General features: G+C 68.9%; 14 protein-coding genes. 6 read left to right on the top strand and 8 right to left on the bottom strand.

Features of this window, described 5'->3' with window-relative positions; translation table 11 throughout:
* The first annotated feature begins 580 nt into the window (after positions 1-580).
* Complete coding sequence (locus DIE03_RS05120; protein ID WP_124448090.1) at positions 581-2,095, top strand: acetyl-CoA hydrolase/transferase family protein; 1,515 nt, start codon at positions 581-583, stop codon at positions 2,093-2,095.
* Between the two features lie 30 nt (positions 2,096-2,125).
* On the opposite strand, the gene DIE03_RS05115 is transcribed toward DIE03_RS05120, so the two are convergent.
* Positions 2,126-3,655 carry an MDR family MFS transporter gene (locus tag DIE03_RS05115; protein WP_124448088.1) on the bottom strand — a complete coding sequence of 510 codons (1,530 nt, stop codon included), beginning with the start codon at positions 3,653-3,655 and terminating at the stop codon, positions 2,126-2,128.
* A gap of 135 nt (positions 3,656-3,790) precedes the next feature.
* On the opposite strand from DIE03_RS05115, the gene DIE03_RS05110 reads away from it, so the two are divergent.
* Complete coding sequence (locus DIE03_RS05110; RefSeq protein WP_124448086.1) at positions 3,791-4,231, top strand: MarR family winged helix-turn-helix transcriptional regulator; 441 nt, start codon at positions 3,791-3,793, stop codon at positions 4,229-4,231.
* Positions 4,232-4,354: 123 nt separating this feature from the next.
* Here DIE03_RS05110 and DIE03_RS05105 read toward each other — a convergent pair whose 3' ends face one another.
* Positions 4,355-4,852: a DUF2938 domain-containing protein gene (locus DIE03_RS05105; protein ID WP_124448084.1), complete on the bottom strand. Its 498-nt coding sequence runs from the start codon at positions 4,850-4,852 to the stop codon at positions 4,355-4,357.
* 140 nt (positions 4,853-4,992) lie between these two features.
* Between DIE03_RS05105 and DIE03_RS05100 the strand changes: the two genes are divergently transcribed.
* Entirely contained in the window at positions 4,993-5,418 is a 426-nt protein-coding gene (locus DIE03_RS05100; protein WP_124448083.1) for a helix-turn-helix domain-containing protein, read from the top strand.
* A 119-nt stretch (positions 5,419-5,537) separates the two neighbouring features.
* Positions 5,538-6,311 carry a hypothetical protein gene (locus DIE03_RS05095; RefSeq protein ID WP_124448081.1) on the top strand — a complete coding sequence of 258 codons (774 nt, stop codon included), beginning with the start codon at positions 5,538-5,540 and terminating at the stop codon, positions 6,309-6,311.
* Position 6,312: 1 nt separating this feature from the next.
* Here DIE03_RS05095 and DIE03_RS05090 read toward each other — a convergent pair whose 3' ends face one another.
* Together DIE03_RS05090 and DIE03_RS05085 are read right to left on the bottom strand one after the other, a co-directional pair.
* The gene (locus DIE03_RS05090; RefSeq protein WP_124448079.1) at positions 6,313-7,194 is read right to left on the bottom strand and encodes a helix-hairpin-helix domain-containing protein; all 882 of its coding nucleotides are present in this window, start codon (positions 7,192-7,194) and stop codon (positions 6,313-6,315) included.
* 180 nt (positions 7,195-7,374) lie between these two features.
* Positions 7,375-8,910, bottom strand: coding sequence for a sigma-70 family RNA polymerase sigma factor (locus DIE03_RS05085; protein ID WP_124448077.1), 1,536 nt, complete (start codon positions 8,908-8,910; stop codon positions 7,375-7,377).
* A gap of 298 nt (positions 8,911-9,208) precedes the next feature.
* Between DIE03_RS05085 and DIE03_RS05080 the strand changes: the two genes are divergently transcribed.
* Together DIE03_RS05080 and DIE03_RS05075 are read left to right on the top strand one after the other, a co-directional pair.
* Positions 9,209-9,631 carry a hypothetical protein gene (locus tag DIE03_RS05080; protein WP_124448076.1) on the top strand — a complete coding sequence of 141 codons (423 nt, stop codon included), beginning with the start codon at positions 9,209-9,211 and terminating at the stop codon, positions 9,629-9,631.
* 33 nt (positions 9,632-9,664) lie between these two features.
* Complete coding sequence (locus tag DIE03_RS05075; protein WP_124448074.1) at positions 9,665-10,465, top strand: peptide-binding protein; 801 nt, start codon at positions 9,665-9,667, stop codon at positions 10,463-10,465.
* 123 nt (positions 10,466-10,588) lie between these two features.
* On the opposite strand, the gene ilvD is transcribed toward DIE03_RS05075, so the two are convergent.
* The 4 genes from ilvD to DIE03_RS05055 form a co-directional block, all read right to left on the bottom strand.
* On the bottom strand, positions 10,589-12,448 hold the full coding sequence (ilvD, locus tag DIE03_RS05070) for a dihydroxy-acid dehydratase (RefSeq protein WP_124448072.1): 1,860 nt from the start codon (positions 12,446-12,448) through the stop codon (positions 10,589-10,591).
* Positions 12,449-12,710: 262 nt separating this feature from the next.
* On the bottom strand, positions 12,711-13,733 hold the full coding sequence (locus tag DIE03_RS05065) for an Ldh family oxidoreductase (RefSeq protein WP_124448070.1): 1,023 nt from the start codon (positions 13,731-13,733) through the stop codon (positions 12,711-12,713).
* Complete coding sequence (locus DIE03_RS05060) at positions 13,726-15,318, bottom strand: aldehyde dehydrogenase (NADP(+)) (protein WP_124448068.1); 1,593 nt, start codon at positions 15,316-15,318, stop codon at positions 13,726-13,728. The genes DIE03_RS05065 and DIE03_RS05060 overlap by 8 nt, the downstream gene beginning before the upstream one ends.
* A gap of 75 nt (positions 15,319-15,393) precedes the next feature.
* Complete coding sequence (locus DIE03_RS05055; protein WP_124448066.1) at positions 15,394-17,019, bottom strand: APC family permease; 1,626 nt, start codon at positions 17,017-17,019, stop codon at positions 15,394-15,396.
* Between the last annotated feature and the right edge of the window lie 177 nt (positions 17,020-17,196).

Below are 17,196 nucleotides of genomic sequence, written 5' to 3'. Positions count from 1 at the left end.
ATGTCGGCCGGTCGAAACCGGACGTGCGAAAGGGCGGGCGATCGGGACGGCAAACGGCGCGGCCGGCCCCGTCTTCCAGTGTGGTTCGCGTCACGCTGCTGTCAAGGACGGACGGGCCTCGCGGGCCGATGCGCCGGACATTTTCGAACGGCTCGACAGGCGGCGCGCGGCGCGTGCGACGTTGATGTGCATCAGGTCCGGAAAAGCCGCATCGGGTGACAATTGGCCGCGCCGCGATTTCATCGACGATTGCCGCTCGTCGGGCGGCCAATTGCAAGGAAAATCCGCCGATTGATTTGCGACGGTTGGCGATCCGTGCCCGGTCATTCGTTCCGATGCTTTCGTGCACCTTTCGCGTGCATCCGGCGCGCGCGGATCGCCTGTCACAGAACGGTCGTTCGATACCCGGCAAATCCGGCAAGGATCTTTTGCATCCAGTGGACATTTCGCGGCGATGGCCTCTGCGATACTCCGACCGTGCCTGTGGTGCCGGCCGCCCCGCGCGGCCCCAAGGGCTTCATGTCGCTCAGGAGACACCCCCCGCGACGTCAACGACAGACCCCAGCGTCAGAAACCAGCCATGTCTTCATCACGCATCCTCGCTCCCGCCCTGCGTTCGCTCGTCCGCACCGCCGACGAAGCCGCCGCGCTGATCCGCCCCGGCATGACCGTCGCCATGAGCGGCTTCACCGGTTCGGGCTATCCGAAGGCCGTACCGGCCGCGCTTGCCACCCATATCGACGCGGCACACGCGCGCGGCGAGGACTTCCGGATCAACGTGCTGACCGGCGCGTCGACCGCGCCGGAACTCGACGGCGCGCTCGCCCGCACCGACGGCATCTCGATGCGGCTGCCGTACCAGTCCGACCCGACGCTGCGCGACAAGATCAACAGCGGCGAAGTCGATTACCAGGACGTCCACCTGAGCCACGTCGCGCAGTACGCGTGGTTCGGGCTGTACGGCGATCTCGACGTCGCGATCGTCGAAGTCGCGGGCATCCGCGAGGACGGGCTGCTGATCCCGTCCGCGTCGATCGGCAACAACAAGACCTGGCTCGAACGGGCGAAGCACGTGATCCTCGAAGTGAACGCGCGCCAGCCGCTCGGCCTCGACGGGATGCACGACATCTATTACGGCACCGCGCTGCCGCCGCACCGCCAGCCGATTCCGCTGACCAGGAGCGACGACCGGATCGGCGAGCCGTACCTGCGCTGCCCGGCCGACAAGATCGTCGCGATCGTCGAGACCGACGCGCCCGATCGCAGCAATGCGTTCTCCGCGCCGGACGCGACGTCGAAGCAGATCGCGCTGCAGCTGATCGACTTCCTGCGCCACGAAGTGAAGCGCGGCCGCCTGCCGGAAAACCTGCTGCCGCTGCAGTCGGGCGTCGGCAACATCACGAATGCGGTGCTCGCGGAACTCAGCTCGGCCGGCTTCTCGAACCTGACGGCCTACACCGAAGTGATCCAGGACGGCATGCTCGACCTGCTCGACGACGGCACGCTGAGCTTCGCGTCGGCGACCGCGCTGTCGCTGAGCCCGGCCGCCGTGCAGCGCTTCGCCGACGAAATCGCGTCGTTCCGCGAGAAGATCGTGCTGCGGCCGCAGGAGATCAGCAACCATCCGGAACTCGTGCGCCGCCTCGGCTGCATCGCGATGAACGGGATGATCGAGGCCGACATCTACGGCAACGTGAACTCGACGCACGTGATGGGCACGAAGATCCAGAACGGCATCGGCGGCTCGGGCGACTTCGCGCGCAACGGCTACCTGTCGTGCTTCATGTCGGCGAGTACCGCGAAGGGCGGTGCGATCTCGCGGATCGTACCGATGGCGAGCCACGTCGACCATACCGAGCACGACGTCGCGGTGGTCGTCACCGAGCAGGGCCTGGCCGACCTGCGCGGCCTGTCGCCGAAGCAGCGCGCGCGCAAGATCATCGCGACCTGCGCGCATCCCGACTATCGGCCGATGCTCGAGGACTACTTCGAGCGCGCGTCGCGCGAGAGCTTCGGCAAGCACACGCCGCACCTGCTCGCCGAAGCGCTGTCGTGGCACGAGCGCTACGTGCGGACCGGCACGATGAAGGCCTGACGCGGCCTGCGGCGGGCGCATGCGCGCCCGTCAGTCCATCGCCGCGTGCGCGACGTCGACGCTCGCCGTTTTCTGCGGCGGGCGGATCAGCAGCAACAGCGGGATCATCAGCAGCGTCGCGACGAACATCAGCTTGAAGTCGTTCAGGTACGCGATCATCGTCGCCTGCTGGTTGATCGTGCGATCGAGCAGCGCGAGGTCGACGCGGCTGACGGCCATTGCCTGCACGGCCGGGTTGAACGGCGTGACGTGGGTGGCGAGGTCGGCGTGCGCGACCTGCGTGTTGCGCGTCATCAGCGTCTGCACGATCGAGATGCCGATACTGCTGCCGATGTTGCGCATCAGGCTGTAGGTGGCCGTGCCGTCCGCGCGCAGGTCGGGCGGCAGCGTCGAGAACGACAGCGCGCTCAGCGGCACGAACACGAGCCCCAGCCCGAAGCCCTGGATCACGCCCGGCCACACGATGTCCGCTTCGGACAGTACGACCGTGTACTGCATCATCTGCCACAGCGCGAGCGCGGAAATCGCCAGCCCCGCGAGCAGCAGCATCCGCGCATCCACGTATTTCAGCAGCCTGCCGACGAACAGCATCGCGATCATCGTGCCAGCGCCGCTCGGCGCGGTGACGAGGCCCGTCGTCGCGACCGGGTAGCCCATCAGGTTCTGCAGCATCGGCGGCAGCAGCGCGCGCGTCGCGTACAGCACTGCGCCGACGACGAAGATGAACAGCGTGCCCGTCGCGAAGTTCGGGTCGCGCAGCAGTTCCGACTTGAAGAACGACGCCTTGCCGACGGTCGCCGTATGCACGAGGAAGAACGCGAAGCTGAGCGCCGCGGCGAGCGCCTCGATGCGGATTTCGTACGACCCGAACCAGTCGAGCTGTTCGCCGCGGTCGAGCATGGCCTGGAACGCGCCGATCGCGAGTGCCAGCGTCGCGAAGCCGAACGCATCGAATTTCACGTGCGGGCGCGGCGCGCGCGCGGGCAGGAAAGTCATCACGCCGGCCAGCGCGAACGCGCCGATCGGCACGTTGATGAAGAACACCCAGCGCCAGTTGTAGCTGTCGGTCAGCCAGCCACCGAGCGTCGGGCCGAGGATCGGGCCGACCATCACGCCCATCCCCCAGATCGCCATCGCCTGGCCCTGTTTCTCGCGCGGGTTGATGTCGAGCAGGATCGACTGCGACAACGGCACCAGCGCGGCGCCGAATACACCTTGCAACAGCCGCGCGCCGACGATCTGCACGAGCGTCTCCGACAGACCGCACAGCGCCGACGCCACCGTGAAGCCCGCAATCGACACGATCAGCAGCCGCTTGACGCTCAGCCGGTCGGACAGCCAGCCGGTGAGCGGCGTCGCGATCGCCGCGGCGACGATGTAGGAGGTGAGCACCCACGTAATTTCGTCCTGCGACGCGGACAGCGTGCCCTGCATGTGGGGCAGCGCCACGTTCGCGATCGTGCTGTCGAGGGTCTGGATCAGCGTGGCGAGCATGATCGACAGGGTCAGCATCGGCCGGTTCAGGGCGGGCGAGGCGGGGGCGTCGGCGGCGGGGTTCAAGCGGGTGTCTCCGTGGGGTGGTCGCCGTGCGCGGCGATCCGGTATGGCTCATATTATAAGCACGCTTATTATATAGTCGCTTATCGCCCGGGCGCGAGCCGCGGTCCGCCGGCGGCTTGACCCTATAATCGGCTGATGGACAAGACCTACGAGAACCGGATCGGCTATCTGATCGCCGACGTGGCCCGCCTGAACGGACGCCTGTTCGACCGGCGCGCGAAGCGCATCGGGCTGACGCGGGCGCAAAGCCGCGTGCTCGCGTACCTGACGTGGAAGGGCGAGATGAATCAGGCGCGGCTGGCCGAATGGCTCGAGATCACGCCGATCTCGCTCACGCGCCTGCTCGACCGGATGGAAAGCTATGGCTGGATCGAACGCATCGCGAACGACGAAGACCGCCGCGCGTTCGTGATCCGCCTGACCGACAAGGCGCGCGAGATCTTTCCGCAGATGCTGGAAGTGGGCGATACCGTCGCCGACGACGGGCTGCACGGCTTCACGCCCGACGAGCGCGATACGCTGGTGCGGCTGCTCGGGCGCGTGCGCCGCAACCTGATCGACTGCGGCGGGGAGTGACGCGGGTGGCCGTTCGGGCGCGCCGGATGCATTGAAAACAACGAGCGCGCAGATGAATGGCGCACGCCGGCGGTTGCCGGTTCAACGCGCGCTACCCGGCGCGCTTCATGTCAATCCCGGTGTTCAGCGCGCCAGCGCCGCGAGTGTGTACGCCGCGAGATAGAGCCCCACGCCATACGACAGATGCGTGACGAGACTGCGCCGGCGCGCGACGCCCGGATGCGGCGTGCGCGACGCCGCGATGCCGAAGCCGAACGCCGGCTGCATCACGAAGAACGGCGCGACCACGCTGGCGAGGCCGGCGACGAGCGCGGGAAGCGGTGTAGGCGCGGCGATCCATTCGGTGCCCGCGATCATGACGGGCAGCACCGCGAACGCGATGCCGATCACGTAATGGGCGATCCAGCCGAGGGCACGCTCGCCCGGCACGGATGGGGCCGCGACAATCGACACGTGCCGGAACCGCCCTTGCACCATGTGGCCGAGCCAGCGGCCGACCAGCGCGTAGTCGAGCGTCGGAATGCCGAAAGCCCGCCGCCGAAACAGCGTCCACAGATCCATCACGAGCGTGGCGCCCGTGCCGATCAGCAGCAGGTCGAGCAGGATGCCGGGCGGGTTCATCGCGCCCCTCCGCAGCAGACGGTGGCGAAGGGGCGGCACAGCGGAATACAGGGCTGTTTTATCGGTCTCATGGCGGTTCACGCTTGTTTTCACGGAGTCGAGCAACTATCTTGCAACTTCAAGTTCACTTGAGGTCAAGCATGAGCCGTCTGGACATTGCGGACGTGGCACGGCGCTCGGGATTGCCCGCATCGACGCTGCGCTACTACGAGGAAAAGGGGTTGATCGTTCCGATCGGCCGGCACGGGCTGCGGCGGCAATACGACGAGTCGGTGCTGGAGCGCCTGGCGTTGATCGCGCTCGGCCGCGAGGCCGGTTTCTCGCTCGACGACATCCTCGCGATGGTCGGTGCGGACGGCCGGCCCGCGATCGATCGCGCGAAGCTCGACGGCAAGGCCGACGAACTCGACCGCACGATCCGCCGTCTCGGCGCCGTGCGCGACATGCTGCGGCACGCGGCCGTGTGCGCGGCGCCCAGCCATCTCGAATGTCCGTCGTTCCAGAAGCTGCTGCGCATCGCCGCGCATCGCCATCCGGCGCGTCGCACGAAGGCGGAAGGCGCGTAGGCGGCGAGCGGGCATCCGCGGGTTGGCGTGGCGGCTCGATGGCAGGGTGGTGCGTCAAGTCATGCGGTGCCGGACATCGCAAACAGGAACAACGGGGTTGCAGCGTGTGGATTTTGCTGGTGTTTCCTGCCGCGTATGCGGCATCGAGAGTCGCGCCGCATTACGGGGTGCTCGCCGGGCTCGCGACGGCGGCCGTCACGATGGTGACGCCGCCTGTGCTGCTGGCGTGGGCAATCGCCTGGGTGAATCGGCGGCGCGGGGGCGTTGAACCGCCTGTCATGACCGCACCGCCTGTACGGGCCGATGGTCTTGAGGATAAACCGGCTGACGAATCCGACGACGCACCCGACGTGCCGCTTCGATATGGCGAGCGTGCACGATTCAAACAACTGGTGCTGATTGCCGACGCCGTGCGGTCCGACGTCACGCGCAGTTTCTACGACAAGGCGAAGCGGACGATCGCAGCATACGTGGATGTCGAGACGGGGCGTGACGGTTCGGGGGCGGCGATGGTGTCGGCGGCCGACCTGGCCCCGGAAGGGGTCTTGTCCGTCGCCTTGCCGGACGATGCATTGACCGTGTTCGTGTCGAGCGACGGCGCGTGGTCGGGGTTCCGCGTTGGTGACGACAGCTTCCGGTTCCGCCACGGTGCAATCACGAGACTGCGGCTCACGCAGGTGATTCCGGTTCGCTGGAAGGGCGGCTACATGGTGACGTTCTGGTTCGACGTACCGAACCGGGACGGCAAAGACGATTACGGGTCGTTTTCGACCTGGTTCTATCTCGCGGCGGACTATTCCGATCGCCGCACACGCACACTCACCCATGCATGTCGCGAGATCGCGTCGATGCTCGACGTCGCGTTCGACATCGACGAGACCGCCGACGACTGACTCATCCCGCGTAATACACGCGGCATTCCATCTCGCGTCCGCGCACGATGCGCTTGCCGACGAGCGAACCGTACGTCTCGGTGAAGACGGTGCGCTGGTGCTCGCACTGCACGGCGTCGTAGAAATAGAGCGAAACCCAGTCCGTCGGGCGGCCGGCTTCCGGCGTGCGCATCGCGGCATGCAGGCTCACCGCGGTGAAATGCCAGCCGCCCTTGGTCATGTGCATCACGGGCGGCGGCACGTAGCCGTCCGCGTTCAGGCGCCGGTGCGCGAGCGTCGGCAGCACGCCGGCGGCCGCCTTGTTGCGGTACTGGCGGTCGATGTAGAGCAGCAGCTCGACGGGCGGCTCCGTGCCGGGCCCGGCGTGCTGCATGTGACCCTGCCAGCGCCGGCGGCGGCTCAGCACGTCGTCGAGCGCGGTGAGGATGCCGGCCGCACGCCGCGGGCCGACGCCCGAGATCGTTTCGAGCTGGCCGTTGCGGGCCGCGCGTTCGAGCTCCTCGAGCGTATCGATGTGCAGCAGGTCGTGAATGCGCAGCGCGAGCGCGTGGCCGATGCCCGGCACGGCTTCGAACGCGGACGTGCGTTGGGCGTCGCCGCACAGCCGGTCGAGCTGGCGCCAGCGGCCCGTCACCAGCAACTCGGCGATCGCCTGCGCGACGCCCGTGCCGATCTCGGGCAGCGCGCCGAGCGCGTCGATGCCGCCGGATTCGAACACGGTGCGGATATCGCGGTCGAGCGCATCGACCGTCTCGGCCGACGCGCGGTAGGCGGCGACCCGGTACGGATTCGCGCCCTGGTCGGCCAGCCGTTGCGCGGCCTCGCGCAGGCAGGTCGCGATGTGCCGGTTTTCCTCGAGCGTTTGGCTGGCGGTCGTCTGCATGGCAAGGGACCTGGGGAAGCTCAAACGGAACGGACGCGGCGAACGATGCGCCGGTCGACTTTTCACCATTGTCGCGACACGCGACGAAGAAAACTTGATGCACGTCAATGGCAAACGTAGCACATGTGCGAAGCGCACGGTCGTGCCGGTTGGCGGCATGACCGTGCGTCGCGTGGGCGCTTACGCGTCGAGGAACGACTGCGCGTTCTCGGCCTCGGCGGCCGTGCGCAGCGCGGCGAGCGCCCGTTTCTCGATCTGCCGCACGCGTTCGCGGGACATGCCCGCGTCCTGCGCGATGGCGTCGTACGTATCGGGCTCGGCGCCGCCGAGGCCGAACCGCCGGCGCAGCACGTCGGCCTCGGCCGGCGTGACCGACCGGAGCAGCGAGCGCACGCAGTCGCGCATGCGCGTGTCGGCCAGTTGCTCGAACGGGCTGGCCGAGGTTTGATCCTCGATCAGCTCCACGAGCCCGGTGTCCGCGTCGGGCAGCGGCGTGTCGAGCGAGACGGGCTCTGCCGGCAGCGCGAGCACCGCGCGCAGCTTGTCCTCGGCGAGGCCGGTTTCGGCCGCCAGTTCGGCCGGCGTCGCCCGGCGGCCCGTGCGCTGGCGAAAGCGCAGCGCATGCCGCTGCACGCGCTGGTACTGGTCGCCGACGTGCACCGGCACGCGGATCGTGCGCGATCGATCGGCGACCGCCCGCGTGATCGCCTGACGGATCCACCAGGTCGCATAGGTCGAGAACTTGAACCCGCGCCGGTATTCGAACTTCTCGATCGCGCGCATCAGGCCGAGACAGCCGTCCTGCACGAGATCGGACAGGTCGACGCCGCGGTTCATGTACTTGCGCGCGATCGACAGCACGAGCCGCAGGTTCGCTTCGAGCATCGCGCGCGTCGCATCGCGCACTTTCTGCTGGCCGTCGTTCAGCGCGGCCGCGAGCGCCCGCCGCGCAACCGCGTCGAAGCAGGCGGCTTCGCCGGTCGCGGCGTCAGGCGGCGCGGTTGCGAGCGTACGCACGAGGCGGCTGGCGTCGTCGACGGCCGGTGCAATCCACGCGAGCGAGCCGAGCAGGGCGGCAACGGCGTTGCGCGCGTCGCGGTATGCGTCCGAACGGAAGCCCTGCGCCTGCAATGCGTCGCGCAACGTCGACACCGCGGCCTGCAGCACGTCGTAGCGGGCGGGCGCGGGCGTATCGCCTGCGTCTTCGTCGGCCGTGCCGGTCGCACCTGCCACACCCGTTGCGCCGTGACGCGCGAGCAGCGCGTCGACGGCCGCCGGATAGCCCGCGATGGCGTGCAGCACCTGATGGCGGCCCGTCTCGATTTCGCGGGCGAGCACGATTTCGCCTTCGCGCGTGAGCAGCGGCACGGCCTGCATGCGCCGCATGTAGAGCGCGAGCGGATCGGTCGACGCGGCCGTGCCGCGTGTCAGATCGCCGAGCATCGCGCGGCCTTCGTCGAGCGCGTCGCGATCGACGTCGACCGGCGCCGCGCCGGCGAACGGCGCAGGCACGGCCGGCTCGTCGAGCACGGCGATGCCGATGTCGGCCAGCGCGGCGCGCACGACGTCGAGCGCATCGGGGCTGTCGCTTTCGGGCGGCAGCGCGTCGACGAGGTCGGCGTGTGTCAGATAACCCTGTTCACCGGCAAGCGCCAGCAACTGGATGATCGGATCGAGCGGTGTGTCCGCCCGGGGAGTGGGGCGTGGCGTAGTCATGTCGATGGCGGCGCGAGCCGCGCTCCTGTCTGGGCGGGCCGAAGCTCGCCGGTGGGCGGCCGCCGGTCGTTCGCGAACACCTGTCCGCGCCGGTCAGCCTGACATCGTTCAAGTTGAGGGCATTTGCACCAACTTCAACGCGGGCGCCGCGGACGGGTCAGCACACCGCATGCCCGCCCGCACCGTCCGCGGCAGGAAACAAAAAGTAACCGATCATACGCGCGGAAATCTGCAGGGGACGTAAGCTAGAGTCAGGCGCGCGCCCGGCGGCGGCGCGCGGATTCTGCCGGAGCAACAGATGACCCCGATTCCCGCCGCGAGGCCCGCCGTCATCGCGCTGGCCGCGCTGACGCTGGGCGGCTGCTACTACACGAGCCCGTACGGCTATGCACCTTATTACGCGCCCGTACCCGCCACGGTGACGCAGCGCGAAGTTCCGGTTGCACCGGCCGCGCCCGGCCCGGCCCCCTCCACGGTGCCTGCCGCACCGGACTACGCCGATGCGCCGGCGCCCGTGTATGTCGCACCGGCCTATGTGCCACCGCCTTATCCGTACTACTACCCCGCGTATTACTCAGGCTGGTACGGGCCACCCGTCACGATCGGCTTCTGGGGCCGCTGGGGCGGCGGTTACTGGGGCGGGCGCGGCGGGTACTGGCATCGTCCGTGGGGCGGCGGGCATTGGGGTGGCGGCCACTGGGGCGGCGGCCATCGGCACTGACCGGCGCGCGGCGGCACCGCGCGGGAGAGCATCATGAGGAACACGTTTGTCCGAAGTCTGTGCGTCGCCCTGGCCGGCCTTGCAGCCGTGCCGGGCATGGCCGACGCGCAGAGCAGCGCTTACACGAACTCGCCGGCCGAGCTGTTTGCGGGGCCGGCGCCCGACTATCCGGTGGTCGCGCAGATCCCGCCCGATACCGCGCTGGACGTATTCGGCTGCCTGAGCGACTACTCGTGGTGCGACGTCGCGCTGCCGGGCGTGCGCGGCTGGATCGACGCGCAGTTGCTCGAGTATCCGTACCAGGGCAATTACGTGCCGTTACTCGAGTACGGCGCGATCATCGGTGTCCCCGTGACGGGATTCGCGATCGGTGCGTACTGGGATCGCTATTACCGGCACCGCCCGTGGTACCACGACCGCGATCGCTGGGCGCATCGTCCGGAACCGAGGCTCGGCCCCGGAGGCGTGCCGCCGGGACAAGGCCGTCCGCAGCCGGGCGGGCCGATGCAGGTTGTACCGGGCGGTCAGCCGCCCGTGCACGACACGCGGCCGTCGGCTGCGCGCGGCGGCTGGAACGGCGCGATCCGCACACCGCCGCCGGCGGCACCGGCGCCTTCACCGATGCCGGGCGGGGCGGGCAACGCGCGTCCGGCCAGCCCGCCGCCGGCCGTGGTGCGCCCGACGCCCGCGCCGGGTGGCGACGCGCGTCCGATGCCGCCGCCGGTGCGCCAGGGAGGCGGGGGCGGCGGCGGTTATGCGCGGCCGCAAGGTGGTGGAAATGGTGGCGGTACCCACGGCGGAGGCGGTGGCGGCCCCGAAGAATTCCGTCACTGATGCGCCGGCGCCGCGGTTTCTCCGTACGCCGAACGAAAAAAAGCCGCTCCGGAGAGCGGCTTTTGATTCGGGCGAGCAGTCGGCTGCATGGCCCGCAACCGACCGCCAGCCTGGCCTGTTGCGTCAGTCGTCCAGCAGCGACAGGTCGCGCACGGCGCCCTTGTCGGCCGACATGACCAGCTTCGCGTAGGCCTTCAGCGCGGCGGACACCTTGCGCGGACGCGGCTGCGCCGGCTTCCAGCCCTTCGCGTTCTGCTCTTCGCGGCGGCGCGCCAGTTCCTCGTCCGACACCAGCACGTTGATCGTGCGGTTCGGGATGTCGATGCGGATCCGGTCGCCGTCGCGCACGAGGCCGATCGCGCCGCCGGCTGCCGCTTCCGGCGAGCAGTGGCCGATCGACAGGCCCGACGTACCGCCCGAGAAGCGGCCGTCCGTCAGCAGCGCGCAGGCCTTGCCGAGCCCCTTCGACTTGATGTAGCTGGTCGGGTAGAGCATTTCCTGCATGCCCGGGCCGCCCTTCGGGCCCTCGTAGCGCACGATCACCACGTCGCCGGCCTTGACCTTGTCGTTCAGGATGTTGTCAACGGCTTCGTCCTGCGATTCGGTCACGTGAGCCGCGCCCTCGAACACGAGGATGCTTTCGTCGACACCGGCAGTCTTCACCACGCAGCCGTCGAGCGCGATGTTGCCCGTCAGCACCGCGAGGCCGCCTTCCTTCGAGAACGCATGCTCGTACGAGCGGATGCAGCCTTCGGCGCGATCGAGATCGAGGCTCGGCCAGCGCGTGTCCTGGCTGAACGCCACCTGCGTCGGGATGCCGGCCGGGCCGGCCAGGTAGAACGTGCGGACCGCATCGTCCTGCGTGCGGACGATGTCCCACTGGTCCAGTGCATCCTTCAGCGTCGGAGCGTGCACGGTCGGCACGTCGGTGTGCAGCTTGCCGGCGCGTTCGAGCTCGCCGAGGATCGCCATGATGCCGCCTGCGCGGTGCACGTCCTCGATGTGATACTTGTTCGTGTTCGGCGCGACCTTGCACAGCTGCGGCACCGAGCGCGACAGGCGGTCGATGTCCTTCATCGTGAAGTCGATGCCGGCTTCCTGCGCGATCGCCAGCAGGTGCAGGATCGTGTTGGTCGAGCCGCCCATCGCGATGTCGAGCGTCATCGCGTTCTCGAATGCGGCGAAGCCGACCGAGCGCGGCAGCACGCGTTCGTCGTCCTGCTCGTAGTGCTGGCGCGTCAGCTCGACGATGCGGCGGCCGGCGCGCTTGAACAGCTGTTCGCGATCGGCGTGGGTGGCGACCACCGTGCCGTTGCCCGGCAGCGACAGGCCGAGCGCTTCGGTCAGGCAGTTCATCGAGTTCGCAGTGAACATGCCCGAGCACGAGCCGCAGGTCGGGCAGGCCGAGCGTTCGACTTCGGCGACTTCGGCGTCCGAATACGACGGGTCGACCGCGATCACCATCGCATCGACGAGGTCGAGCTTCTTCAGTTCGACGGTCTTGGTAACGGGGTTCGCGAGGCGCGTCTTGCCGGCTTCCATCGGGCCGCCCGACACGAAGATCACCGGAATGTTGAGGCGCATCGCGGCCATCAGCATCCCCGGCGTGATCTTGTCGCAGTTCGAGATGCACACCATCGCATCCGCGCAGTGCGCGTTCACCATGTACTCGACCGAGTCGGCGATGATGTCGCGGCTCGGCAGCGAATACAGCATGCCGTCGTGGCCCATCGCGATGCCGTCGTCGACCGCGATCGTGTTGAATTCCTTCGCGACGCCGCCCGCGGCCTCGATCTCGCGCGCGACGAGCTGGCCGAGATCCTTCAGGTGCACGTGCCCGGGCACGAACTGCGTAAACGAGTTGACGACCGCGATGATCGGCTTCGAGAAATCGTCGTCTTTCATGCCGGTGGCGCGCCACAGCGAGCGCGCACCTGCCATGTTGCGGCCGGCGGTGGAGGTTTTGGAACGGTAAGTGGGCATTGTGGTTGCTGAAGAAAGATCGCGGAAAAGGGTGGAGGCACGGGGAATAAAGGCCTCTCTCGCGCCCGTGCGAACAACCTCTTGAGCTGCGCCCTGGGCAAACCCGTCGATTATCCCACAGCCGCCGCGGGCGTGGCGCCCACGGGGCCGGCGACGGGTGCGGGCGGCGTAAGGGGCGGGTGGTGACGGGCGGTCCGCCCGGCCGGTTCGGGCGGCGGTGGAGTCGCCTGCTCGTCGATGACGAATCCGCGCCGCCCCGGCGTCAGTCGAGCAGCGTCAGGATCTCGTCGTACAGCGCCTTCGGAACCCGCACGCCGTTCGCGATGCTGCGCGCGCGGGCGTCGAAGCGCCGTTGCGACGGCAGCCGCGCACCCTGCGCGACGATCGACTCGAACATCCGTTCGCCGCGCGCGAGGCCTGCGTCGAGATCGTCGCCGAGGAACACCTTCGGGTCGAACGCGATCACGAGCTCGCCGTGGCACGGCGTCGCGCCGACGCCTTCGTCGAAGTCCATCGATTCGCGGCTCGTCATGTCGCCGATCAGCGCGCCGCCGAGCAATTCGACCATCGCCGCGAGCGCCGAGCCCTTGTGACCGCCGAACGTGCGCATCGCACCCTGCAGCGCGGCCTTCGGGTCGGTGGTCGGCTGGCCGTCGGCATCGATCGCCCAGTGCGATGGAATCGCCTTGCCTTGCTTGGCGTGCAACTCGATGTCGCCGCGCGCGATCGCGCTCGTCGCGAAATCGAACGCGAACGGCTCGCCGCCCGGGCGCGGCCACGCGAACGCGATCGGGTTCGTGCCGAACACGGGTTCGCGGCCGCCTTCCGGCGCAACCCAGCTGTGGCTCGGGTTCATTGCGATGCCGACCAGCCCCTCGGCCGCGATCGCCTCGACCTCGGGCCACAGCGCGGAGAAGTGGTAGCAGTGATTGATCGTCATCGCGGCGATCCCGTGCGCCTTCGCCATCCCGACCAGCACCGGCAACCCGGTTTCGAAGCTCAGCAGCGAGAAGCCGCGATGCGCATCGACGGAAACGATCGACGACGACAGCTTGCGCAGCGTCGGCACCGCTTGCGGATCGACCTTGCCCTTCTTCAGCGAACGCACGCAGACGAGCAGCCGGTACACGCCGTGCGAATGGCATTCGTCGCGCTGGCCCTGCGTGATCACGTTGGCGATGGCCCGCGCATGCGCGTCGGACATCCCGTTGTGCGTCAGCACGCGCAGCGCGAGCGCGTGGACCTCGTCGAGCGACAGGACGACTTCGGCGCTTTGCTCAGACATGGTTCACCTCGCGCGGCGCGGGTACGCCATCGATGCGTTGCGGCACCTTCAGCGGATTGCTGCTGCGGATCGCGTCCGGTAGCAGCGCGTCCGGCAGGTCCTGGTACGACACGGGGCGCAGGAAGCGCTCGATCGCGCGTGCGCCGACGGAGGTCGTGCGCGTGTCGGATGTCGCGGGGAACGGGCCGCCGTGCACCATCGCATGGCCGACCTCGACGCCGGTGCCGAAGCCGTTGACGAGAATGCGGCCGGCCTTGCGTTCGAGCGTCGGGCGCAGCGCGGCGAACAGCGCTGCGTCGCCGTCGGCGAGATGCGCGGCGATCGTCAGCTGGCCGTCGAGCGACTTCAGCACGCGATGCAGCGTGTCGGCATCCGGACAGCGGACGATCAGCGACGCGGGGCCGAATACTTCGTCGCGCAGCTCGGGGTGCGCGATGAACGCGTCGGCCGAGGTCGCGAACAGCGCCGCGCGGGCCTGGTGGCGGCCGCCTGTCGCGCCTTCCGCCAGCAGTTCGACCGCGTCGTGCTCGCGCAGCGCCGCGACGCCTTGCGCATAGCTCGCGTGGATAGGCGGCGTCAGCATCGTCTGCGCGGCCGCCGCGCGTACGGCATCGGCCGCCGCGGCTTCGAACGCGCGCAGCGCGGGGCCGTCGACGGCGAGCACCAGGCCCGGGTTCGTGCAGAACTGGCCGGCGCCGAGCGTGAGCGAAGCGACGAACTGCGGCGCGATCGCGTCGTGGCGCGCCTCGAGCGCGGCGGGAAACAGCAGCACGGGATTGATCGAGCTCATTTCCGCATAGACCGGAATCGGCTCGGCTCGCGCGGCCGCGATATGCATCAGCGCGACGCCGCCGCGCCGCGACCCGGTGAAGCCGACGGCCTTGATGCGCGGATCGGCGACGAGCGCCTGGCCGATCTCGCGCGACGCATCGAACAGCAGCGAGAACACGCCGGCCGGCATCGCGCATTCGCGCGCGGCCTGCTGGATCGCGCGGCCGACGAGTTCCGACGTGCCCGGGTGGGCGGAATGGGCCTTGACGATCACCGGGCAGCCGGCCGCGAGCGCCGATGCCGTATCGCCGCCGGCGACCGAGAACGCGAGCGGGAAGTTCGACGCGCCGAACACGGCGACGGGCCCGACCGCGACGTTGCGCAACCGCAGGTCGACGCGCGGCAGCGGCTTGCGTTCGGGGCGCGCCGGATCGATGCGCGCGTCGAGAAAGCCGCCGTCGCGCACGAGCGACGCGAACAGCGCGAGCTGGCCGACCGTGCGTCCGCGCTCGCCTTCGATGCGTGCGCGCGGCAGCCCCGTTTCGATGACGCAGCGCTCGATCAGGTCGTCGCCGAGCGCCATGATGTGGCGGCCGATCGCGTCGAGAAACGCGGCGCGGGCTTCGAGCGAGGTTTCGCGATAGGTGTCGAACGCGTCGTCGGCGAGCGCGCAGGCCGCCTCCAGGTCGTGCCGGCTCGCGCCGCCGAAAGCGGGTTCGAGCGGTTCGCCGGTGGCGGCGGCGATCGCGTGGAGGGTGCCGTTCTGTCCGGCGACGGCGGACTGGCCGATCAGCAGTTGACCTGTGAGTTGCATGGTTTTCCTCGGAAAAAGCAGGGGCCGGGCGTGGTGCGCCCGGCCGCAGGGATCATGGGAAAGGGCGCGGGTGCGTCAGTCCTCGTCGTCGTCGAGTTGCAGCTTGTCGGCGCGCACGCCGGTATTGGCGCCCCAGTAGTAGATGACGAGCGCGACGGCCGCGACGACGACCGTGTCGTACGGATGCGCAAGCCGGCCCGTGCCGCCGAAGCCGCCGAGATACGACAGCACGATCATCGCGGCGTAGAACGCGATCAGCCAAGCCGACGAGCGCACTTGCTCGGCGAGGCTCAGGTGCGCGGTCGGCACCCAGCGGCGGCACGCGAGATAGATGACGAACATCACGATCTGCAGGCCCAGCAGCCAGGACACGGTGCTCCAGCCCGACCAGTAGACGATCAGCGCGGCGATCACGAACGACGCCGGGCCGGTGAGGCCGAATGCGCTCGCGCGGAACGGCCGCGGCAGGTCGGGCGCGGTGCGGCGCAGCGCAGCGACCGACACCGGCGCGACCGCGTAGCTCAGCACGAGCGCGGCCGACACGATGTTGATCAGCGCTTCCCACGACGGGAACGGCAGCGTCCAGAAGATCGCGAGGCCGAACGTGAGCCACAGGCCTGCGCGCGGGATGCCCGACGCTTCGTCGACGCGCGTGAACACCTTGAAGAACGTGCCCGTCTTCGCCCAGCCGTAGACGACGCGCGGCGTCGCGTTCATGTAGATGTTGCCGCAGCCGCTCGGCGAGATCATCGCGTCGGCGACCACCATCACCGCGAGCCAGCCGACGCCGAGCGCGAGCGCGATGTCGCGGTACGGCAGCGAGAACGCCTTGCTCACGTCGTGCCAGCCGCCGGTGAGCATCGCCGTCGGGATGCTGCCGATGAACGCGAGCTGCAGCAGCACGTAGATCAGCGTCGACAGCAGGATCGACAGGATCAGCGCGATCGGGATCGTGCGCTGCGGATTGCGCACCTCGCTCGCGACCGACACGATCGGCGTGAGCCCGAGATACGCGAAGATGATGCCGCCGGCGGACACGGCCATCTCGATGCCCGGCATGCCGAACGGCGCGAAGCCTTGCACGGTGAGGTTCGCGGGCTTGAAGAACGTGAGCAGCACCGCGATCACCGCCAGCGGCACGATGAACTTGAAGATGCTGATGATGTTGTTCGCTTTCGCGAACGTCTTCACGCTCGAATAGTTCAGGTAAAAGAAGAAGCAGAGCAGCGCGGCCTGCACGAGCCAGCCGACGGTGGTCGGGTCGCTCGATCCTTCGACGGTGAGGCCCGGAAACCACGCGGCCGCATACTGGCGCGCGGCGACGACCTCGATCGCGATCAGGCTCGAAAAGGCGATCAGCGTGATGAAGCCCATCAGGTAGCCGAGCAGCGGGCCGTGCGAGAACACCGGGTAGCGCACGACGCCGCCGGCACGCGGCAGCGCGGCACCGAGTTCGCAGTAGACGATGCCGAGCAGCAGCACCGCGAAGCCGCCGAGCAGCCACGAGAAGATGCCGGCCGGGCCCGCGATCGTCGACACGTGACTCGCGGCGAACAGCCACCCCGAACCGAAAATGGCGCCGAGACCGATGAAGGTGAGATCGGTCAGCGACAGCTGTTTCTTGAACTTGCCGTGACCCGCGTCGGGGTGCGCGGAACGGGAAAGCGGGACAGACGGGTGAGCGTTGCCTTGGCCTGGCATGGGCTTGTCTCCTGGGGGAATGGCGGTGCAGGCGCGAGTTGCGCGCGCTCCGACGGAGCAGCGCGCACGCCTGCCGGCCGGCGTCGCCCGGTTCGAACGACCGGGGCGGGCCGCGGGCCGCTCACCTGCGGCGCGGGTGGGCGCCGGAGCGAACGGGCCCGCGGGCCAATGCCGGAC

This window comes from Burkholderia sp. Bp8992, assembly GCF_003853705.1.
In the GTDB taxonomy this organism is placed as follows: domain Bacteria; phylum Pseudomonadota; class Gammaproteobacteria; order Burkholderiales; family Burkholderiaceae; genus Burkholderia.
The sequence above is the reverse complement of the archived record's forward strand: the minus strand, read 5'-3'. Positions and strand labels throughout refer to the sequence as shown.